Origin of the sequence: Mesoterricola silvestris (assembly GCF_030295405.1) — a bacterium.
Taxonomy (GTDB): domain Bacteria; phylum Acidobacteriota; class Holophagae; order Holophagales; family Holophagaceae; genus Mesoterricola; species Mesoterricola silvestris.
This window is the reverse complement of sequence record NZ_AP027080.1, coordinates 3,638,817-3,656,721: the sequence shown is the minus strand read 5'-3', so window position 1 is coordinate 3,656,721 and position 17,905 is coordinate 3,638,817. Positions and strand designations below refer to the sequence as shown.

The window sequence follows — 17,905 nt, the reverse complement described above, 5'->3', positions numbered from 1 at the left end:
GGTTAAACCATGGCCCACGAAAACCACGACGATTCCCGCAGGGCCATCCTGAAGGCGGCCGTCGCCGAGTTCGCCCGGGAGGGGGAGGCCGGGGCCCGCACCGATGCCATCGCCCGGGCCGCCGGGGTGAACAAGGCCTTGATCCACTATTACTTCGGCACCAAGGAAGGGCTCTACGCGGCAGTGCTGGACGAGGTGTTCACGGGGCTGATGGAGCGGTTCCTGCGCAACCTCCAGGGACCCGGGACCCCGGGGGAACGGCTGCTGCGGCACTTCCTGGGCCACTTCGACCACCTGGCCTCGGCCGGGACCTTCACCCGGATCCTGGGCCACGAGATGATGCGGGCCCGGGCGGGGCAGGCCAGCTGGATCTCGCGCATCGTGGACATCGCCTTCCGCCCCATGCACGCGGCCCTGACCGCGGCCCTGGCCGAGGGCGCCCGCAGCGGCGAGCTGCGGGACCAGGATCCGGAGCCGGTCCTGGTCTCCCTCACCGGGGCGAACACCTTCTACTTCATTTCCGCGCCCTTCTACCGGGAGATCACCGGCCTGGATCCGCGGGACCCGGGGCGGATGGCCCGGCAGCGGGAAGCGCTGCTGGACTTCGCCGCCAGCATCCTCTTCACCGATCCCGCCCAGGGCCGCCTCGTGGCGGCGCGGGTCCTTTCCGAATCCCGAGGTGATCTGCCGTGAATCCCCGCTACCGCATCTTCGCCCTGCTGGGCGCGCTCCTCCTGGTGGCCCTGGGCTACTTCTACGCCACCACCGACCACTCCCCGGACCTGGCCCTGCTGGGCACCGTGGACGCCAACCAGGTGGTGGTCAGCGCCCAGATCCTGGGGCGCATCGAGAAGCTGGCCGTGACCGAAGGCCAGGACGTCAAGGCCGGCGACCTCATCGCGATCCTCGACCCCGGCGAGCTCGCCGCGGCCAAGGGCGCCTCCGCGGCCCAGTACGGCGCCCTGAGGGCCACGGCCGAGAGCACCCGCGGGGACACGGAACAGACCGTGGCCAGCGCCCAGGCCACGCGCAGCGCCGCCGCGGCCGCCCTCGCGGAGGCCACCGCCAACCGGGAGAACCAGGAAAAACTCACCGGGCGCACCGTGGCCCTGGCGGGCCAGGGGATCCTCAGCGCCCAGGACCGGGACACCGCCGAGCAGACCCTCAAGGCCGTGCAGGCCCGGGAACGCGCCGCCCGGGACCAGGCCGCGGCCGCCGAGGCGGCCCTGAGGGCCGCCCAGGCCCGCACCCGCCAGGCGGTGGCGGCCGAGGAGAACGCCGCCTCCGCCCGGGCCCAGGACGCCCTGGCCGGGGCCCGCCTGGGCTACACCCGCATCCTGGCCCCGGTCTCGGGCAAGGTGGGGATCTGGGCGGCCAGGCAGGGCGAGGTGGTCAACGCGGGCGCGCCCATCGTGACGATCGTGGACCTGGGCCAGACCTGGGTCTACGCGGCGGTGGCCGAAACCGAGGCCGACGCCGTGCAGCTGGGCGACGTCCTGAAGGTGCGCATGCCGGGCGGGGCCCTGGTGCAGGGCACCGTGCTCCTCAAGGCCGCCGAGGGCGATTTCGCCACCCAGCGGGACGTGAGCCGGCGCAAGCGGGACATCAAGACCGTGCGGATCAAGCTGCTCATCCCGAATCCCGGGGAGCGCTACGTGCCCGGCATGACCGCCGAGGTGCTGGTGCCCAAGGCCCGGCTGGTGCGCCGGTGAAGGTCCACGCCCCCGCCGCCGCCCCGGGCGCGGCCATCCGGGTCGAGAACGTCGTCAAGCGCTTCGGCGACTTCGAGGCCGTCAAGGGCATCAGCCTGGAGGTGAAGCCCGGCGAGACCTTCGGCCTCCTGGGCCCCAACGGCGCCGGGAAGAGCACCCTCATCCGCATGATGACCACGCTCATCCCCATCACCTCCGGACGGGCCTGGATCGAGGGCCACGACGTCTCCCAGGAGGCCGACGCCGCGCGGCACTGCATGGGCGTCATCCCCCAGGCCCTCACCAGCGACATCAACCTCACGGTGGAGGAGAACCTCTCCATCTACGCCAAGCTCTACAACGTGCCCCGGGCCCAGCGCCGCGCCAACATCGAGGAGCTCCTGGAGGCGGTGGACCTGACAAAATGGCGGGACGCCGAGACGAAGACCCTCTCGGGCGGCATGCGCCGGCGCCTGGAGATCGCCCGCGGGCTGGTGCACAACCCCCGCATCTTCTTCCTGGACGAGCCCACCACGGGCCTGGATCCGGTGTCCCGGGTGGCGGTGTGGGAGATGCTCAACAAGCTCAAGGCCCGCAAGCAGCTCACCATCCTCATCACGACCCACTACATGGACGAGGCGGACCGCCTTTGCGACCGCATCGCCATCGTGGACCACGGCAAGCTCGTGGCCCTGGACACCCCCGCCCGGCTCAAGCAGAGCGTGCCCGGCAACAACGTCATCGAGGCGCAGTTCGAGGCGCCCCCGGAGGACTGGGAGGACCGGCTCCGGGCGCTGGGGGAGGTCACCAGCATCCAGGCCGAGGGGGCCGGGATGTTCCGGGTGCTCACCACCAACGGCTCGCGCACCACCACGGAGCTGGTGGAGCTGGCCGTGCGCGGCGGCATCGCCATCCGCACCCTCACCGTGCAGAACACCACCCTGGACGACGTCTTCGTGCACTACACGGGGCGCCAGCTCCGGGACACCCAGGTCAAGACCTACACCGCCTTCATGCCGCCCAGGCCGGGGATGCAGCCATGACCCGTCTTCTCGCCATCGTCGAGCGGGAGCTCCGGAAGTTCTTCCGCTCCCCCTCCCTCATGCTCACCGCCATGGTGGCCCCCCTCATCCAGCTGGTCATCCTGGGCAACGCCTTCGGCGGGAAGATCACCGACGCCCGGGTGGGCGTGGTGGACTACGACGGCGGGCCCCAGGCCCTGCGGATCCACGAAGCCTTCGATTCCGTGGCCGCCAACATCCGGACCTTCCGCACCATCCGCTACGACAGCGACAAGAAGGCCCAGGAGGACGTGCGCTCCGGGCGCCTGGACGCGGCCGTGGTCATCCCGCCCCAGTTCTCGCGCCGGGCCCTCAGCGGGGAGAATCCCTCCATCGGGTTCGTGGTGGACAATTCGGACCAGTTCCTCAGCGGCAGCCTCACCGCGGAGATGCAGGCCCTCACTGACGCCCTGAACCGGCCCCGGGTGGACCAGCGGGTGGTGAACACCGTGGCGCTGCGCATCGTGGAGCTGTACCCCTTCGTGGAGTACATGAAGTACCTGCTGCCGGGCTCCATCACCCTGGCCATGTTCGTCTCCGTCATGATCGGCGGCGGCATGCTCTACATCGACGACAAGGCCAGGGGCGTGCACGAGGGCTTCCTGGTCACGCCCATCACCCGGCTGGAGCTGGTGCTCGGCCTTGTGGCCTCGGGGGCCATCAAGGCCATCCTCGCCGGGGTCGTCCTGACGCTCCTGGGCAGCCTCATCGCGGGCATGGACGTGGTGTTCCACCCCGCGCTGCTGCTGCAGCTCCTGCTGATGATCGTGGCCACGTCCTTCGCCTTCAATTCGCTGATGTTCCTCCTGATGGTGCGGGTGGAGGACCCCCTGGTGCCCCGGGCCATGTTCGGGGTCCTCAATACGCTCCTCTACTTCCCCAGCGGCGCCATCTACCCCATCGCGGCCTTCCCGGGCTGGCTCCGGGCCATCGCGCGGGTGGATCCCTTCACCTACGCGGTGCACGGCTTCAAGGCGGTGCTGCTCAAGGACGCCGGCTTCGCGGCGCTGGCGCCGGACCTGCTCTACCTGGGGCTCATCGGGACCCTGGCCCTGGTGCTGGCGACGAGGCTCTTCAAGCGCACGCTCTAGGGTCTGCCGACACGCTTTAGTCCGCCCAGGCCAGGGCCAGGATCAACCCTTCCGCCAGCCCCTCCCCGTCCAGCAGCTGCACGTGCCAGCCGGTGGGGGGTGCCGGGCTGCCCAGGACGCGGGAGGGGCGGAGGCCCTCGCCGTCGGGTTCCAGCTCCACGGCCCCGGGATCCAGGGTGAGGCCCAGGCCCAGGGCCTTGAGCAGCGCCTCCCGGCAGGCCCACACCTGGAAGACCCTGCGGCGCAGCTCGGGACCGGAAAGGGGTTCCAGCCAGGTCCGCTCCCCGGGGGCGGCGAGGTCCAGGAGGCCCCCGGTGGGGATGCCGCAGCGGGGGTCCACCAGGTCCACGCCCACCCGGCCCGCGGATCCCAGGGCGACGGCCGTGACGGGCCCGCAGCGGCTGAGGCTCACCGGCACCGGGAGGCCCGCGGCCTCGGCCAGGGGGCGGCCGTGGGCGTCGTGGCCGGCGAAGCGGGCAGGGGCGTCCAGGCCCAGCTCCCGGGCCAGGCCGGGCAGGGCGGTGGCCTCGGTGAAGGCCGGGAGGAGGGCGAAGGCCGGCCTCACGGGAGGCGCCGGGCGGGGCTCCCGTGCCAGCGGGTGCCTTCGGGGAGGGTCTCCCCCTTCATGAGGAGGGAGAGGTCCCCCAGGTGGGAGCCGGGTTCCAGGCGGGTGCCGTAGAGTACCACGGCGTCGGTGCCCACGGAGCAGCCCTCGCCCAGGTCGACGGTGGACATCTTCATGACCCGGTCCTCGAAGAGGTGGGTCTGGAGGGTGCAGTCTGGACCCAGGCAGACGCCGTCGCCGATGCGCACCAGATCGAACTCCGTCATCCAGATGGTCTCCATGTGCACGCCCCGGCCGACGCGGGCGCCCAGGAGCCGGAAGTACGCGGGCAGCAGGGCCGTGCCCTGGCAGAGGTTCAGGAGCCAGGACGCGGCCAGGTTCTCGTGGAGGGACGACACCAGCTCGGTGCGCCACACGAACCCGCACCACAGGGGCTTTTCGCAGGGGCGGTAGCGGCCGATGAGGACCCACTTCATGGCCACGGTGAAGATCGACGCGGCGACCCCGGCGGCGAAGTACAGGAGGGGGAAGAGCAGGATGGCCCTTCCCAGGCCGATGCGCTCCTCCAGGACGGTGAGGGTGGTGAGCATCAGGCAGGTGAGGAGGGCGTAGGCCATGGCCGGCAGGGTCACCCGGAAGAACTCGATGCCCAGGCGCAGGGCCACCAGCCTGCGGGAAGGGGTGAAGGTGCGGTCCTCCCCGAACCCCTCGGCGTGGTGGCGCCGGGGCAGGAAGATGGCGGGGGAGCCCAGCCAGGAGGCGTCGACCCTCGCGGCCTCGGCGGGATCCAGGGGCGGCACGGAAAGGACCCCCACCAGGGCGAGGTCCCCCAGGGACGTGCCCCCGGGCACCGCGGAGCTGTTGCCCACGAAGGCCCGCCGGCCCACGCGGGTCGGCGCCAGGGTGACCCGGCCCAGGTCGAAGCGGGGGGTGCCCAGGGAGGCCGCGTCGGCGATGAAGGTCTCCTCCCCGATCTCCAGGAGGTCCGGCGTGGCGGCGCCGGCGGTGGAGATCTCGGCGCGCCGCCCGATGGTGGCGCCCAGGGCCCGGAACCAGGGGTTCAGGTAGAGCGTGGCGTAGAGGGGGCCCAGGAGATCCAGGGAGATCTCCATGAGCTGGTCCACGAACCACTTCCGCAGGTAGTAGAAGGAGGTCAGGTCGTAGGTGCCCGCCTTCACCCGGCCGATGGCGGCGCGCTTGACGCCGACGATGATCAGGCTCAGGAGCACCACGTACGAGATGGCCGCCAGGGGCACCGCCCACAGGTAGCCGAAGTAGCCGGGGATATCGATCCACAGCTCGTTCAGCAGCATCATGCCGGGGAGGATGGAGGCGAGGAAGACCACGGGCACCAGGAAGGCCGCCAATCCCTGGGCCACGGCCATGGCCGCGATGCGGGCGCGCCCCGGGCGGGAGGGGGCCAGCCCGGACCGGTCCGGGCCCGGCAGGGGCAGGGCGGGGGAGCCCACCCAGTGCTTTTCGGCCGGAATGCGCGCGCCCTCGGGGAGCATGCTCAGGTCGCCCAGCTCGGCGCCGTCCTCCATGACGGTCCCGGGGGCCAGCACGGCCCGGGCGCCCACGCAGCAGCGGGAACCCACGGTGATGGGCCCCAGGCGCAGGGCGCCGTTCTCGATGACGTAGGCCTCCAGGCGCGCGTCCACGCCGATGCAGGTGTCGGCGCCCACCGAAAGGAGGTCGAAGCCCCGCATGCAGTCCGTGGCGAAGTGGGTGTGGGGCCCCACCCGGGCGCCCATGAGGCGCAGGTAGGCCCGCATCCAGGGGGTGCCCACCAGGTAGCCGGTGGGGGTCGCGGCCTGGATGCGCGTCGCCAGCCACCAGCGCAGGTGGTACGAGCCCCACAGGGGGTGGATCCCCGGCCGCACCCGGCCCAGGAGGATCCACTTGGCGGCGATGGACAGCAGGAACATCGCGGGGTTGAGCACCAGGATCACCCCCGCGGCCGCGGCCAGGGCCGGGGCCCGGTCGAAGTCGTGGTCGATGAGCCAGCTGTAGGTGAGGTAGGGGGCCAGCCACTGCAGGCCGAAATAGCCCAGGAGCGGGTAGAGCCCCGCGGCCTGGGCCCCCTGGCAGAGCCACCGGACCCAGCGGGGCCGGGGGGCCGTCACGGGGGCCGGCGCCTGGGGCGCGGGGTTCCGGGCGTCCATCTCCTTTGCCAGGAGGCGCACCGTGGGGCACGCGTACACATCGGGCACCGAGAGACCCAGGAACGCGCCGGTCCTGCGCAGTTCCGAGACCATGAGGGCGGCCAGGAGCGAGTGGCCCCCCAGGTCCGTGAAGAAGTCCTGGTCCAGGCCCACGGCCTCCAGGTGGAAGAGCCGGGCCCAGGCTTCGGCCAGGGCCCGCTCCCGGGGGGAGGACGGGGCCTCGGGGGTCCGGTCCGCCGCGGCCCGGGGCGGGGGGGCCGGGAGGGCCTTGCGGTCCAGCTTGCCGCTGGGGAGCACGGGCAGGGCCTCCAGGGCGACGATGCGGGCGGGGATCATGTACGAGGGCAGGGTCCTGCGCAGGGCGGCGCGCAGGGCGTCCTCGTCCGCGGGGCCCGGCGCCACGTAGCCCACCAGCTGGTCAGGTCCGCCCTCGCTGCGCACCGCGGCGGCCGCGCCCTGGACGCCGGCCTGTGCGCGCAGGGCGGCCTCGATCTCGCCCAGCTCCACCCGGAACCCGCGGAGCTTGACCTGGTCGTCCAGGCGCCCCAGGAATTCCAGGTCCCCCGCGGCGTCCACGCGCACCTTGTCGCCGGTGCGGTAGAGGCGCTCCGTGTGGGGGCCGTCCGCGTAGGGATTGGCGGGGAAGCGCTCCGCGGTGAGGTCGGGGCGGCCCAGGTAGCCCAGGGCGAGGCCGATGCCCGACAGGCACAGCTCCCCCTCCGACGCCGGGGCCAGGTCCGGGTCCAGGACGTAGGTGCGGAGGTTGGGGATGGCCCTGCCGATGGTGACGGGGCGGTCCGGGGCGAGGTCGGTCCAGGTGGCGATGACGCAGGCCTCGGTGGGGCCGTAGGTGTTCACCATGCGCCGGGAGGGCGCCCAGCGGCGCACCAGGTCCTGGGGGCAGGCCTCCCCGCCCAGGATGAGGAGGCGCAGGCCGGGCACGTCCTCGTCGAAGGTCCCCAGCAGGGTGGGGACGGTGGAGAGCACCGTGATGCCCCGCTCCCGCAGCCACGCGGGAAGGGCGGGGCCGTTCTTGACGACGGCGGCTCCGCCCGCCACCAGGGCGGCGCCGGCGTGCCAGGCCAGCCAGATCTCCTCCACCGAGGCGTCGAAGGCCAGGGAGAAGCCCTGGAAGACCCGGTCCCCGTCGTTGACCCCGAAGATCCCCCCTTCGGCGCGCACCAGGTTGCACACGGACCGGTGCGCCACGGCCACGCCCTTGGGGCGCCCCGTGGATCCGCTGGTGAAGATGGCGTAGCAGGGGTCCCCGGGCCGGGCCCGGCAGGGGGGCCGCGCGGGGGAGAGGGCCTCCAGGGCCGCGGCCTCCTCCTCCAGGAGCACCGGGGTCCAGGGACCCCCGGCCACCGGGGCCGCCAGGCCCAGGGAGGACACCAGGAGCCTCGCGGAGGAATCCTGGAGGATGGCCCGCACCCGGTCCGGGGGCGTATCGGGGTCCAGGGGCACGTAGGCCGCGCCGGCCTTGAGGATGGCCAGCAGCGCGACCAGGGCGTCCAGGCCCCGGGGAAGGAAGAGGCCCACGTAGACGCCGGGCCCCGCCCCCCGCTCCTGGAGGAGCCGGGCCAGGCGGTTGGCCCTGGCGTCCAGTTCCCCGTAGGTGAGGCTGCGCCCCTCGAACTCCAGGGCGGTGCGGTTCCCGTACCGGTCGGCGGTGGCCTCGAAGAGCCCGGCGAGGAGCTCCCCGCGCACCACGTCCGGGGCGGCCGGCGTCGGGAGGGTTTGCACAGCGGACCTCGAAGTCAGGGGGCGCACAGGGCGGGCGTCCCAGGTGTGACCCGGGGCGCCCTCCCGACGTTTAACCTACGGCATGAGCATTCCGCCGTTCACGCTGAGCACCTGGCCGGTCATGTACTCGGCCTCCTCGGACGCCAGGAAGGAGACCGCGTTGGCGATGTCCGTGGGGGTGCCCATGCGGCCCAGGGGGATCTGGCGGTTGAATTCGGCCTTCACCTCCTCGGGGAGCTTGTCGGTCATGGCGGTGGCGATGTAGCCGGGGGCCACGGCGTTGCAGGTGATGTTGCGGCTGGCGAATTCCCGGGCCACGGTCTTGGTGAGGCCGATGAGGCCGGCCTTGGAGGCCACGTAGTTGCTCTGGCCGGCGTTGCCCATCTGGCCCACCACGGAGACGATGTTGATGATCCGGCCCCAGCGCTGCTTCATCATGGCCTTGGCCACGGCCTGGGTGGCCAGCCAGGAACCCTTGAGGTTGATGTCGAGCACCAGCTCGAACTCCTCCTCCTTCATCTGGATCATGAGCTTGTCCTTGGTGATGCCGGCGTTGTTCACCAGGATGTGGAGGGCGCCGTGGCGCTCCAGGACCGTGGCCACGGCGGCGCGGATGGTCTCGCCCTTGCCCATGTCCAGCAGGACGTAGTCGGCCTGGCCGCCCTCGGCCTGGATGCCGGCGACGACCTTCTTCAGGTCCTCCTCGGTGGAGGGAAGGCTGGCGCAGACGGTGAAGGCGCCCTGGCGGGCCAGATTCCGGGCGATGGTTTCGCCGATGCCCTGGCTGGCGCCGGTGATGAGGGCAATCCTGCCTTTGAGTTCGAACATGATGACTCCCTGGACAATAGTTGGAAAGTCTAGCACCGGGGACCGGCCTTTGCCCGGAAGGGGTAGGATGGGGAAGAGCTCCGGAGTCCCCATGCGCCTTCCCCTCTATCTCTCCCTGGCCCTGGCCCTGGGGGCCCAGGTTCCGCCAACGGCCAAGGACATGGCCGGCCACGTGGAATCCGCGCGGCTGCGCAGGACCGTGGAACGCCTCGCGGCCTTCGGCACCCGCCACTCCCTCTCCAAGGCCTCCACCGAGGCCCGGGGCATCGTGGCGGCCCGGAACTGGCTCATCGGCGAGACCCGGGACCTGGCCATGCTGCCGGGTTCCCGCCTCATCCCCTTCGAGGACCGGTTCATCCAGGAGCCGGGCCCCCGGGTCCCCAAGGCCACGGAGATGGTCAACGTCGGGGTGCTGCTCCCGGCCTTGGACCCCTCCCGGGTGAAGGACGCCCTGGTGGTGTGCGCCCACTACGACAGCCGCGCCTCCGACGTCATGGACGCCGAGAGCGACGCCCCCGGGGCCGTGGACAACGCCAGCGGCGTGGCCCTGGCCTTCGAGATGGCCCACGTCATGTGCGCGGACCGCACCGCCGTCAACGTCTACTTCGTGGCCACCGCCGGCGAGGAGCAGGGCCTCCTGGGCGCGGCCCACCTGGCCCGGCGCCTCAAGGCCGAGGGGGTCAACGTCATCGCGATGCTGGCCGCGGACACCGTGGGCAACACCTCGGGCCCCGGCGGCGCCAAGGCCGGGGGCACCGTCCGCATCTTCTCCGAGGGCGTGCCCGCGGCGGAGACCGAGGCCCAGAAGCGGGCCCGGGAGGCCCTGGGCGGCGAGAACGATTCCCCCAGCCGGGAGTTCGCGCGGTACCTCAAGCGGTTCGGGGAGCGCTTCGCGGACCAGCTGGAAATGAAGGTGATGCTCCGCCGGGACCGCGTGGGGCGGGGCGGCGACCACCTCGCCTTCAACCGGGAGGGCTTCCCCGCGGCCCGGGTGACGGAGACCCAGGAGAACTTCGACCGCCAGCACCAGATCCCCCGCGTCGAGGGCGGGCGCACCTACGGGGATTCCCCCGCCTTCTTCGACCCCGGCTACTGCGCCAAGATCACCCGCGAGATGGTGGGCGCCTTCCACGGCCTGGCCCTGGCCCCGGAGGCGCCGCGCAACGTCACCCTCTCCGGCGCCGCCACCCCCGATGCCCGGCTGAGCTGGACCCCCATCACCGACCCCCGGGTCGCCTCCATGGTGGTGTACCGCCGGAGCGCGGACGCCGTGGCCTGGCAGGAGGACAAGGCCGTGCCCGTGGGGGATCACGCGGACCTGCCCGGGGTGGGCACGGACAATTTCTTTTTCGCGGTGGCCACCCGGGACCGGGACGGCAACGAATCCATGGCCGTGGCCCCCACCCGGGTGCCCTGATTCAACCCGAAGGCCGGCCGGTTGGTCAAAGGCTCAACGAAAGGGGTACCATGCGCATCCTCGCCTCCAGCCTCGTGGTCCTGGCCCTGTCCCTGGGGTGCGCGGGCCCCGAGATCCGGTTCGATTACGACGCCCGGGCCAACTACCAGGCGTATCAGGCCTACGACTGGTATGCCGCCCCCAAGGCCGCCGCCGGCAACCCGATCCTGGACAACCGGGTGCGCCGGGCCGTGGAGGCCGAACTGGCCCAGCGCGGCTTCCGGCGGGAAACCTCCGCCGATCCGCAGTTCCTGGTCACCTACTACCCCGCCTTCGCCGCCCGCCGCCGCTCCCGGGGCGCCGTGAGCATCGGCCTGGGCATGGGCGGGGGACCCGTGGGCCTGGGCCTGGGCCTCGCGGCGCCCCTCGGGGCACGCTCCTCCGGCCAGGTCACGTCCATCGTCCTGGAAATCAAGGACTTCAAGACAAGCCAGCTGGTCTGGAAGGCGGCCGCCGAGGATGTGCTGGACGGCTCGGAAAGCCCCGAGGACGCGGACGCCGCCGTGACGGAGGCCGTGCGGAAGATGCTGAAGCGCTTCCCGCCTACTTCAAAGTCCTGATCCAGGCCGAGATGGGGGACAAGTCCGCCAGCGGCCGCTCGTCCCGGTAGCCCTCCAGGGCCCGGGCGCCGTCCAGTTCGGACCGGGCCCCGGGTTCCCTGCGGAACACGTGGTTCGCGTCCGGCAGGTCCAGCACGGTCCCCCGGAAGGCCGCGGGGATCTGGGCGGGCTTCCAGGTCTGGATATCCTTACCCCCCCAGGCCACCGCCACGGGAACGGCCACACGTGCGACCATGGCCCAGGGGTCCAGGTCCAGGGTATCTCTGACAAAATCAAGAGTTTCCGGAGCCATGAGCCCCTTGGCCAAGCGCACCAGGGGGGGGAGCACGTCCGGGCCGGGGGCCGGTGCGGGGCGGCCGGACCGGATGGCCTGGAGCACGGCGTCCAGGTAGGCGCGGTTGGGAGCGGCCTGACTGGCATGCAGCTGCAGGGCGACCTGCTCGGCCAGGGCCTTGCCCATGGGCTGGCTGGGCATGGCCAGGAGCAGGAGGGCGTCCGCCTCCCGGGCCGCCAGGAGGCTCAACAGGGCGCCCTCCCCGTGGCCCACCAGCAGGATCCGCCGGTTCCGGGCCTCGGGCAGGGCCCGGGCGGCGGCCAGGGCCGCCAGGATATCCCCGGACTGGGCGTCCAGGGAGGCGTTGAGCTTGGGGTCCCGGCTGCCGGCGATGCGCTTGTCGAAGCGCAGGGAGCCCACCCCCTGGTCCCGGAGCCAATGGGCCAGGGCCCGGCCGGTGTGGGCCGGCAGCCGGGGCTGGCTCCAATCCCGGTCCAGGGGGCCGGAATCGCCCACCAGCACGGCGAACCAGGACCCTCCCTCGGCTGGTTGCACGGTGCCCTTCAGGGGGAACCGGTTGAAGCCGTCGAAGGCCACCTCCCGGGGGGTGGGGGCCTCCTGGACCTGGGCGGGGGGGACGGGCATCATGGGCGCTCCTGCAAGGTCAATGCTCAGAGAGGTGTGATGGTTTCAACAAGGCGGAGGGCATGCCTCGCTTCGTGAGGCGGCATTGCTATGATGGGGGCTTGTTCCCAACCGAAAGGACGCCCATGAAGTCCCTGTTCCGAACCCTGACGGCCGCCTCGGTGGTCCTGGTCTCCAGCCTCGCACAGCCCCTGGTGGCCTGCACCAATATCCTGGTCACCAAGGGGGCCAGCAAGGACGGCTCCACCATGATCACGTACGCCGCGGACAGCCACACGCTCTACGGCGAGCTCTACTTCAAGGCGGGCGCCCAGCATCTGCCCACCGAGCAGCGCGACATCGTGGAGTGGGACACGGGCAAGTTCCTGGGCCGCATCCAGGAGGCCCCGGTCACCTACACCCGCGTGGGCAACATGAACGAGTTCCAGGTGGTGATCGGCGAGACCACCTTCGGCGGCCGCGATGAGCTGCAGGTGCCCGCGGGCACCGTGGACTACGGGAGCCTGATGTACATCGCCCTGGAGCGTTCCAAGACCGCCCGCGAGGCGGTGCAGATCATGGGCGAGCTCGTGGCCAAGTACGGCTACGCCAGCGAAGGCGAGTCCATCTCCGTGGGCGACCCCAACGAGGCCTGGATCTTCGAGATCATCGGCAAGGGCAAGGGCCAGAAGGGCGCCGTGTGGGTGGCCGTGAAGGTCCCGGACGGCACCATTTCCGCCCACGCCAACCACGCCCGCATCAGCCGCTTCCCCCTGAACGACCCCAAGACCTGCCTCTATGCCAAGGACGTCATCTCCTTCGCCCGGGACAAGGGCTACTTCAAGGGCGAGGACAAGGATTTCAGCTTCACCGACGTCTACGCCCCCGCCGATTTCGGCGCCCTGCGCTTCTGCGAGGCCCGGGTGTGGAGCGTGTTCAACCGCGCCGCGCCGTCCCTGAAGATCCCCATCGACATCGCCAAGGGCACCCCCGGCGCCAAGCCCATGCCGCTGTGCGTCACCCCCGACCACAAGCTGAGCGTGCGCGATGTCATGGAGCTCATGCGGGACCACTACGAGGGCACCGATCTGGACATGACCAAGGACGTGGGCGCCGGCCCCTACCACACGCCCTACCGGTGGCGGCCCATGGAGTGGAAGGTGGACGGCAAGGCCTACCTCCACGAGCGCGCCATCTCCACCCAGCAGACCGGCTGGTCCTACGTGAGCCAGTCCCGGTCCTGGCTCCCCGACGCCATCGGCGGGGTGCTGTGGTTCGGCGTGGACGACACCTATTCCACCGTCTACGTGCCCATGTACTGCGCCAACAAGGCCGTGCCCCACAGCTTCGCCGAGGGCACCGGCACCTGGAACGAGTTCAGCTGGGACAGCGCCTTCTGGACCTTCAATTTCGTGGCCAACTACGCCTACAGCCGCTACGACGAGATGATCGTGGACATCCAGAAGGTGCAGCGCGAACTGGAGGGCGGCTTCCTGGCCCACCAGCCCGAGGTGGAGGCCCACGCCAAGGCGCTCTACCAGCAGTCCCCCGAGCTGGCCAAGGCCTACCTCACGGACTACTCCTGCCGCCAGGGCGACATGGTCACCGCCCGCTGGCGCAAGCTGGGGGAGACCCTCATCTGGAAGTACCTGGACGGCAACGTCCGCGACGCCAAGGGCGAAGTGACCCACCCCCCCTACAACCCCGACTGGTACCGCGCCATCGTCCGGGACAAGGGCGACGCCATCCGGATCCCCGAGGCGGAAAAGAAGGGGCACTGAGGGGAGAGGACCCCGGGCTACCTCGAATTGTGATCCCCATGCCGGCGCCGCCGGTGGATAATGGCCGGAGTCCCTTGGAACTTCCGAAACGCGTCGCGAAAATCCAACTCCCGTCCATCCACGAGGAACATTCATGGCCCGGCTCGATCCCCATTCGTACTACGACGACCGCCAGCCCCGCACGGAGCGGTGGCACCTGCGCTTCCTGGTGGACTTCGACCGCCGGGTGCTGAACGGCGAGGCCACGCTGGTGTTCACGGCCTCCGCGGGCGGGACCCTGGACCTGGACACCAAGGGGCTGACCGTTTTCCGGGCCTGGGTGCCGGCCCTGGATCAGGACGTGCCCTTCGAGCTGGGGGCGGAGGATCCCATCCTGGGCCGCCGGATGCGGCTGGAGCTGCCCCCGGGGGCCGGGGCCGTGGTCATCGCCTACGAGACCAGCCCCGAGGCCATCGGCCTCCAGTGGCTGGAGCCGGCCCAGACCGAGGGCGGGAGGCACCCCTTCCTCTTCAGCCAGTGCCAGGCCATCCACGCCCGCACCCTGGTGCCCTGCCAGGATTCGGCCTACGCCCGGGTCAGCTACGACGCCGAGGTGGTGGTGCCCGAGGCCCTCTCGGCGGTCATGTCCGCCGGGCCCGCCTGGGACGGCGCCGGGGAGGTCCCCGGCACGCGGGTCTTCCGCTTCTCCATGCCCCAGCCCATCCCCCCCTACCTCCTGGCCCTGGCCGTGGGCGAACTGGAGAGCCGCGACCTGAGCCCCCGGGCCCGGGTGTGGGCGGAACCCACCACCATCGAAAAGGCCGCCTGGGAATTCGCCGGCGTGGAGGACATGATCGTGCGCGCCGAGGGGCTCTTCGGGCCCTACGACTGGGACCGCTACGACATGCTCGTGCTGCCCCCCTCCTTCCCCTACGGCGGGATGGAGAACCCCCGCATGACCTTCCTCACCCCCACGCTCCTGGCCGGGGACCGCTCCCTGGTGGACGTGGTGGCCCACGAACTGGCCCACAGCTGGACCGGGAACCTCGTCACCAACGCCACCGCCGAGCACTTCTGGCTCAACGAGGGCTTCACGGTGTGGGCCGAGCGCCGCATCCTGGAGGCCATCCGCGGCCCCGAGGCCGCCGCCATGGGCTGGGCCATCGGCCAGAAGGCCCTGGACGAATCCCTGGCGCGCTTCCAGGACCACCCGGAGCTCACCGTGCTCCGCACCCACCTGGAGGGCGTGGACCCCGACGACGCCTTCTCCAGCATCCCCTACGAGAAGGGGGCGCGCCTGGTGGCGCTGCTGGAGGCCGCCCTGGGCCGGCCCGCCATGGACGCCTTCGTGCTGGCCTACATGAAGCGCTTCCGCTTCACCTCCATCACCACCGAGATGTTCTGCGCCTTCGCCGAGGAGCGGCACCCCGGCCTCCTGGCCCGGGTGGACGCCGACGCCTGGCTCCACCGGCCCGGCATGCCCGCCAACGCCCCCGTGTTCCGTTCCGCCGCCCTGGAGGCCCTGGAAGCCCTGGGCAAGGCCGCGGCGCGCCCGGAGAAGGCCGTGCTGGAGGCCTGGAGCCCCACGGAGCTCCTGGTGTACCTCCAGAACCTCCCCCGCGCCCTCCCCCACGCCGACTGCGCGTGGCTGGACGGGGCCCTGGGCCTGACCGGCCGGGGCAACTACGAGATCCTCGTGGAATGGCTCACCGTCGCGGCGGGCTCGGGCTACGAGCCCGTCTTCCCCCGCATCCGGGAGGTCCTGGCCCGGGTGGGCCGCATGAAGTACCTGCGGCCCCTCTATTCGGCCCTGGGCGCCACCCCCGCCACCCGGGCCCTGGCCCGGGAGATCTTCGCCCAGGCCTCCCCGGGCTACCACGGCCTGTCGCGCCGGGTGGTCCAGGGCGTCCTCGACAAGTTCCCCGCCTGACCCGGGCCTGATCCCCATCGAATCCCGCATGCGCGGCGCCGCCTCCCGGGCGCGCCGTCCGACCTTCCAAGGAGAACCGATGTCCGATGCCAACGAATCCACAGCCATCAAGGGGCTGCCGGAGAACTACCGGCGAGTCCTGGAGCCTGGGGAGGAGTACGTGCCCCTGGTGCCCCAGGACGGGGTGCTGGAGGTCACGGGGCGGTCCGTGCTCTACGGGATGCTCTTCTGCGCCATCTTCTCCATGGCCGCGGCCTACCTGGCGCTGCGGGTGGGGCAGGGCATCGAGGCCGCCATTCCCATCAGCATCCTGGCCATCGGCATCTCCCGGTTCTACCTGCGCCGCAGCACCATCCTCGAGAACGTGATCATCACCAGCATCGGCGCCAACTCCGGCCACGTGGTGGCGGGCGCGGTGTTCACGATCCCCGCCCTCTACATGCTCGCGGCCGTCCCCGGGTCCAACGTGCCCTACCCGCAGCTGTGGCAGGTAGTGGTGGTGTCCTTCCTGGGCGGGTGCCTGGGCATCCTCTTCCTCATCCCCCTGCGCCACAACTTCATGGTGGACAACCACGGCGTCTTCCCCTGGCCCGAGGCCACCGCCACCGCCGAGATCCTCGCCAGCGGCGAAAGCGTGGGGAACCAGGCCAAGATCCTGGCCGGGTCCGCGGCGCTGGGCATGCTCTACGACGGGGCTTCGTCCATGTTCCGGGCCATGTCCGAGACCATCACCCTGCGCCACGCCTACGTGGGCGCCAAGCTGCGCGAGCAGTTCATGGCCTTCAACATGCTCAACAGCGCGGCCACCATGTCCATCGGCTACATCATCGGCCTGCGCTATTCGGCCGTCATCGCCGCGGGCAGCATCCTTTCCACCTTCGTGCTGGTGCCCATGATCCACGCCATCGGCCAGCACGTCCCCGCGGCCCTGCCCCCGGGCCTGGTGCCCATCGCCCAGATGTCGCCCGAGCTCATCTTCAAGAACTACGTGCGCATCATGGGCATCGGCGCCATCGCCGGCGCCGGCATCATGGGCGTCCTGGCCGGCATGCCCGCCATGATCAAGTCCATCGGCAAGAACCTCGCCGGCCTGCGCAGCACCGAGAAGGCCGAAGCCTCGAAGATCGTCCCCCGTCCCGCGCGCACCCTGCCCAACTCCTTCGTGGGCATGGGCCTGCTCATCTTCTGCCTCTGCGCCTTCCTCTTCTTCTCCTTCGGGGTGGGCATGAAGGGGGCCTTCTTCGCGGCCTTCGTGGGCACCCTCGTGGTCATGGTCATCGCGTTCCTCTTCGCGCCCGTGGCCGCCCGCGCCATCGCCACCATCGGCACCAACCCCATCAGCGGCATGACCATGCTCACCCTCATCATCACGGGCCTCGTGATGCTGAAGCTGGGCTTCGGCGGGGGCGTCGGCATGTTCATCACCCTGATGGTGGGCGGCGTCGTGTGCACCGCGCTCTCCGCCAGCGGCGCCTTCGCCACGGACCTGAAGATCGGCCACTGGATCGGCGCGACCCCCGCCAGGCAGATGTGGCTGAAGTTCCTGGGCACCCTCGTGGCCGCCGTCTTCACGGGCCTGGCCATGTGGATCATGAGCCGCCAGGGCTTCGGCACCGCCGCCGTGCCCGCGCCCCAGGCCAGCGCCATGCGCGAGATCCTGGACGGCATCTTCGGCACCACCGCCATGCCCCTGCGCTGGTTCCTGTTCTCCCTGGGCGTGGTGCTGAGCCTGGTGCTGCGCATGGTGGAACTGCCCGCCCTGGGCTTCGCGCTGGGCATGTACCTCCCCATCGAAGTGAACACCCCCCTGCTCCTGGGCGGCGTCATCTCCTGGATCGTGAACCGCAAGGGCGCCGCCGACACCGACGCCACCGTGAAGGCCCGGGAGAACCGCGGCATCCTGGTGGCCAGCGGCCTCATGGCCGGCGGCGGCATCGTCGGGGTGATCGCCAGCGCCTTCAAGATCAAGTGGCCGGAGGGCTTCCCCCTCCTCAGCCAGGCCTCCGTGGAGGGCGCCCTGGGCGAATGGCTGGCCATCGCGGCCATGACGGCCCTCTGCGTCTTCGTGGTGGTCTACAGCCGCGCGGCGAAACCCGCTGCGGAGTGAGCTTTCGTTCGGGAAGGGGCCGGAGCCGGGAAACCGCTCCGGCCTCGCCG

Annotated in this window: 13 protein-coding genes; 9 read left to right on the top strand and 4 right to left on the bottom strand. The window is 71.2% G+C overall.

Annotation, left to right across the window (positions count from 1 at the left end; genetic code table 11):
- Positions 1 to 9 precede the first annotated feature (9 nt).
- The 4 genes from R2J76_RS15775 to R2J76_RS15760 are packed head-to-tail and all read left to right on the top strand — an operon-like array spanning position 10 to position 3,843.
- Positions 10 to 693, top strand: a complete 684-nt coding sequence (locus R2J76_RS15775) for a TetR/AcrR family transcriptional regulator (RefSeq protein ID WP_316412596.1) — start codon at positions 10 to 12, stop codon at positions 691 to 693.
- Positions 690 to 1,712: an HlyD family secretion protein gene (locus R2J76_RS15770; protein ID WP_316412595.1), complete on the top strand. Its 1,023-nt coding sequence runs from the start codon at positions 690 to 692 to the stop codon at positions 1,710 to 1,712. Before R2J76_RS15775 ends, R2J76_RS15770 begins: the two co-directional genes overlap by 4 nt.
- Positions 1,709 to 2,734 carry an ABC transporter ATP-binding protein gene (locus R2J76_RS15765; protein WP_316412594.1) on the top strand — a complete coding sequence of 342 codons (1,026 nt, stop codon included), beginning with the start codon at positions 1,709 to 1,711 and terminating at the stop codon, positions 2,732 to 2,734. The genes R2J76_RS15770 and R2J76_RS15765 overlap by 4 nt, the downstream gene beginning before the upstream one ends.
- Positions 2,731 to 3,843: an ABC transporter permease gene (locus tag R2J76_RS15760; RefSeq protein ID WP_316412593.1), complete on the top strand. Its 1,113-nt coding sequence runs from the start codon at positions 2,731 to 2,733 to the stop codon at positions 3,841 to 3,843. Before R2J76_RS15765 ends, R2J76_RS15760 begins: the two co-directional genes overlap by 4 nt.
- 16 nt (positions 3,844 to 3,859) lie before the next feature.
- Here R2J76_RS15760 and R2J76_RS15755 read toward each other — a convergent pair whose 3' ends face one another.
- The 3 genes from R2J76_RS15755 to fabG form a co-directional block, all read right to left on the bottom strand.
- Positions 3,860 to 4,408, bottom strand: coding sequence for a 4'-phosphopantetheinyl transferase superfamily protein (locus tag R2J76_RS15755; protein ID WP_316412592.1), 549 nt, complete (start codon positions 4,406 to 4,408; stop codon positions 3,860 to 3,862).
- Positions 4,405 to 8,316, bottom strand: a complete 3,912-nt coding sequence (locus R2J76_RS15750) for a Pls/PosA family non-ribosomal peptide synthetase (RefSeq protein WP_316412591.1) — start codon at positions 8,314 to 8,316, stop codon at positions 4,405 to 4,407. Before R2J76_RS15750 ends, R2J76_RS15755 begins: the two co-directional genes overlap by 4 nt.
- A 75-nt stretch (positions 8,317 to 8,391) precedes the next feature.
- On the bottom strand, positions 8,392 to 9,144 hold the full coding sequence (gene fabG, locus R2J76_RS15745; protein WP_316412590.1) for a 3-oxoacyl-[acyl-carrier-protein] reductase: 753 nt from the start codon (positions 9,142 to 9,144) through the stop codon (positions 8,392 to 8,394).
- Between the two features lie 91 nt (positions 9,145 to 9,235).
- On the opposite strand from fabG, the gene R2J76_RS15740 reads away from it, so the two are divergent.
- Together R2J76_RS15740 and R2J76_RS15735 are read left to right on the top strand one after the other, a co-directional pair.
- Complete coding sequence (locus R2J76_RS15740) at positions 9,236 to 10,561, top strand: M28 family peptidase (RefSeq protein ID WP_316412589.1); 1,326 nt, start codon at positions 9,236 to 9,238, stop codon at positions 10,559 to 10,561.
- Positions 10,562 to 10,611: 50 nt separating this feature from the next.
- On the top strand, positions 10,612 to 11,160 hold the full coding sequence (locus R2J76_RS15735; RefSeq protein ID WP_316412588.1) for a DUF4136 domain-containing protein: 549 nt from the start codon (positions 10,612 to 10,614) through the stop codon (positions 11,158 to 11,160).
- On the opposite strand, the gene R2J76_RS15730 is transcribed toward R2J76_RS15735, so the two are convergent.
- Positions 11,144 to 12,082 (bottom strand): hypothetical protein, encoded by a 939-nt coding sequence (locus tag R2J76_RS15730; protein ID WP_316412587.1) that lies wholly within the window; start codon positions 12,080 to 12,082, stop codon positions 11,144 to 11,146. The two genes, R2J76_RS15735 and R2J76_RS15730, sit on opposite strands and share 17 nt — an antisense overlap.
- Before the next feature lie 122 nt (positions 12,083 to 12,204).
- Here R2J76_RS15730 and R2J76_RS15725 point away from each other — a divergent pair, with 122 nt between their 5' ends.
- The 3 genes from R2J76_RS15725 to R2J76_RS15715 all read left to right on the top strand — a co-directional run bounded on the left by R2J76_RS15725 (position 12,205) and on the right by R2J76_RS15715 (position 17,855).
- Entirely contained in the window at positions 12,205 to 13,839 is a 1,635-nt protein-coding gene (locus R2J76_RS15725) for a dipeptidase (RefSeq protein WP_316412586.1), read from the top strand.
- Positions 13,840 to 13,972: 133 nt separating this feature from the next.
- Positions 13,973 to 15,748: a M1 family metallopeptidase gene (locus R2J76_RS15720; RefSeq protein ID WP_316412585.1), complete on the top strand. Its 1,776-nt coding sequence runs from the start codon at positions 13,973 to 13,975 to the stop codon at positions 15,746 to 15,748.
- Positions 15,749 to 15,827: 79 nt separating this feature from the next.
- Positions 15,828 to 17,855 (top strand): OPT family oligopeptide transporter, encoded by a 2,028-nt coding sequence (locus tag R2J76_RS15715; protein ID WP_316412584.1) that lies wholly within the window; start codon positions 15,828 to 15,830, stop codon positions 17,853 to 17,855.
- The last annotated feature ends 50 nt before the right edge of the window (positions 17,856 to 17,905 follow it).

Coding starts and splice junctions, on each gene's coding strand:
- R2J76_RS15775 (WP_316412596.1), top strand. CDS start 10: ATGGCCCACGAAAACCACGACGATTCCCGCAGGGCCATCCTGAAGGCG.
- R2J76_RS15760 (WP_316412593.1), top strand. CDS start 2,731: ATGACCCGTCTTCTCGCCATCGTCGAGCGGGAGCTCCGGAAGTTCTTC.
- fabG (WP_316412590.1), bottom strand. CDS start 9,144: ATGTTCGAACTCAAAGGCAGGATTGCCCTCATCACCGGCGCCAGCCAG.
- R2J76_RS15740 (WP_316412589.1), top strand. CDS start 9,236: ATGCGCCTTCCCCTCTATCTCTCCCTGGCCCTGGCCCTGGGGGCCCAG.
- R2J76_RS15735 (WP_316412588.1), top strand. CDS start 10,612: ATGCGCATCCTCGCCTCCAGCCTCGTGGTCCTGGCCCTGTCCCTGGGG.
- R2J76_RS15730 (WP_316412587.1), bottom strand. CDS start 12,082: ATGATGCCCGTCCCCCCCGCCCAGGTCCAGGAGGCCCCCACCCCCCGG.
- R2J76_RS15725 (WP_316412586.1), top strand. CDS start 12,205: ATGAAGTCCCTGTTCCGAACCCTGACGGCCGCCTCGGTGGTCCTGGTC.
- R2J76_RS15720 (WP_316412585.1), top strand. CDS start 13,973: ATGGCCCGGCTCGATCCCCATTCGTACTACGACGACCGCCAGCCCCGC.
- R2J76_RS15715 (WP_316412584.1), top strand. CDS start 15,828: ATGTCCGATGCCAACGAATCCACAGCCATCAAGGGGCTGCCGGAGAAC.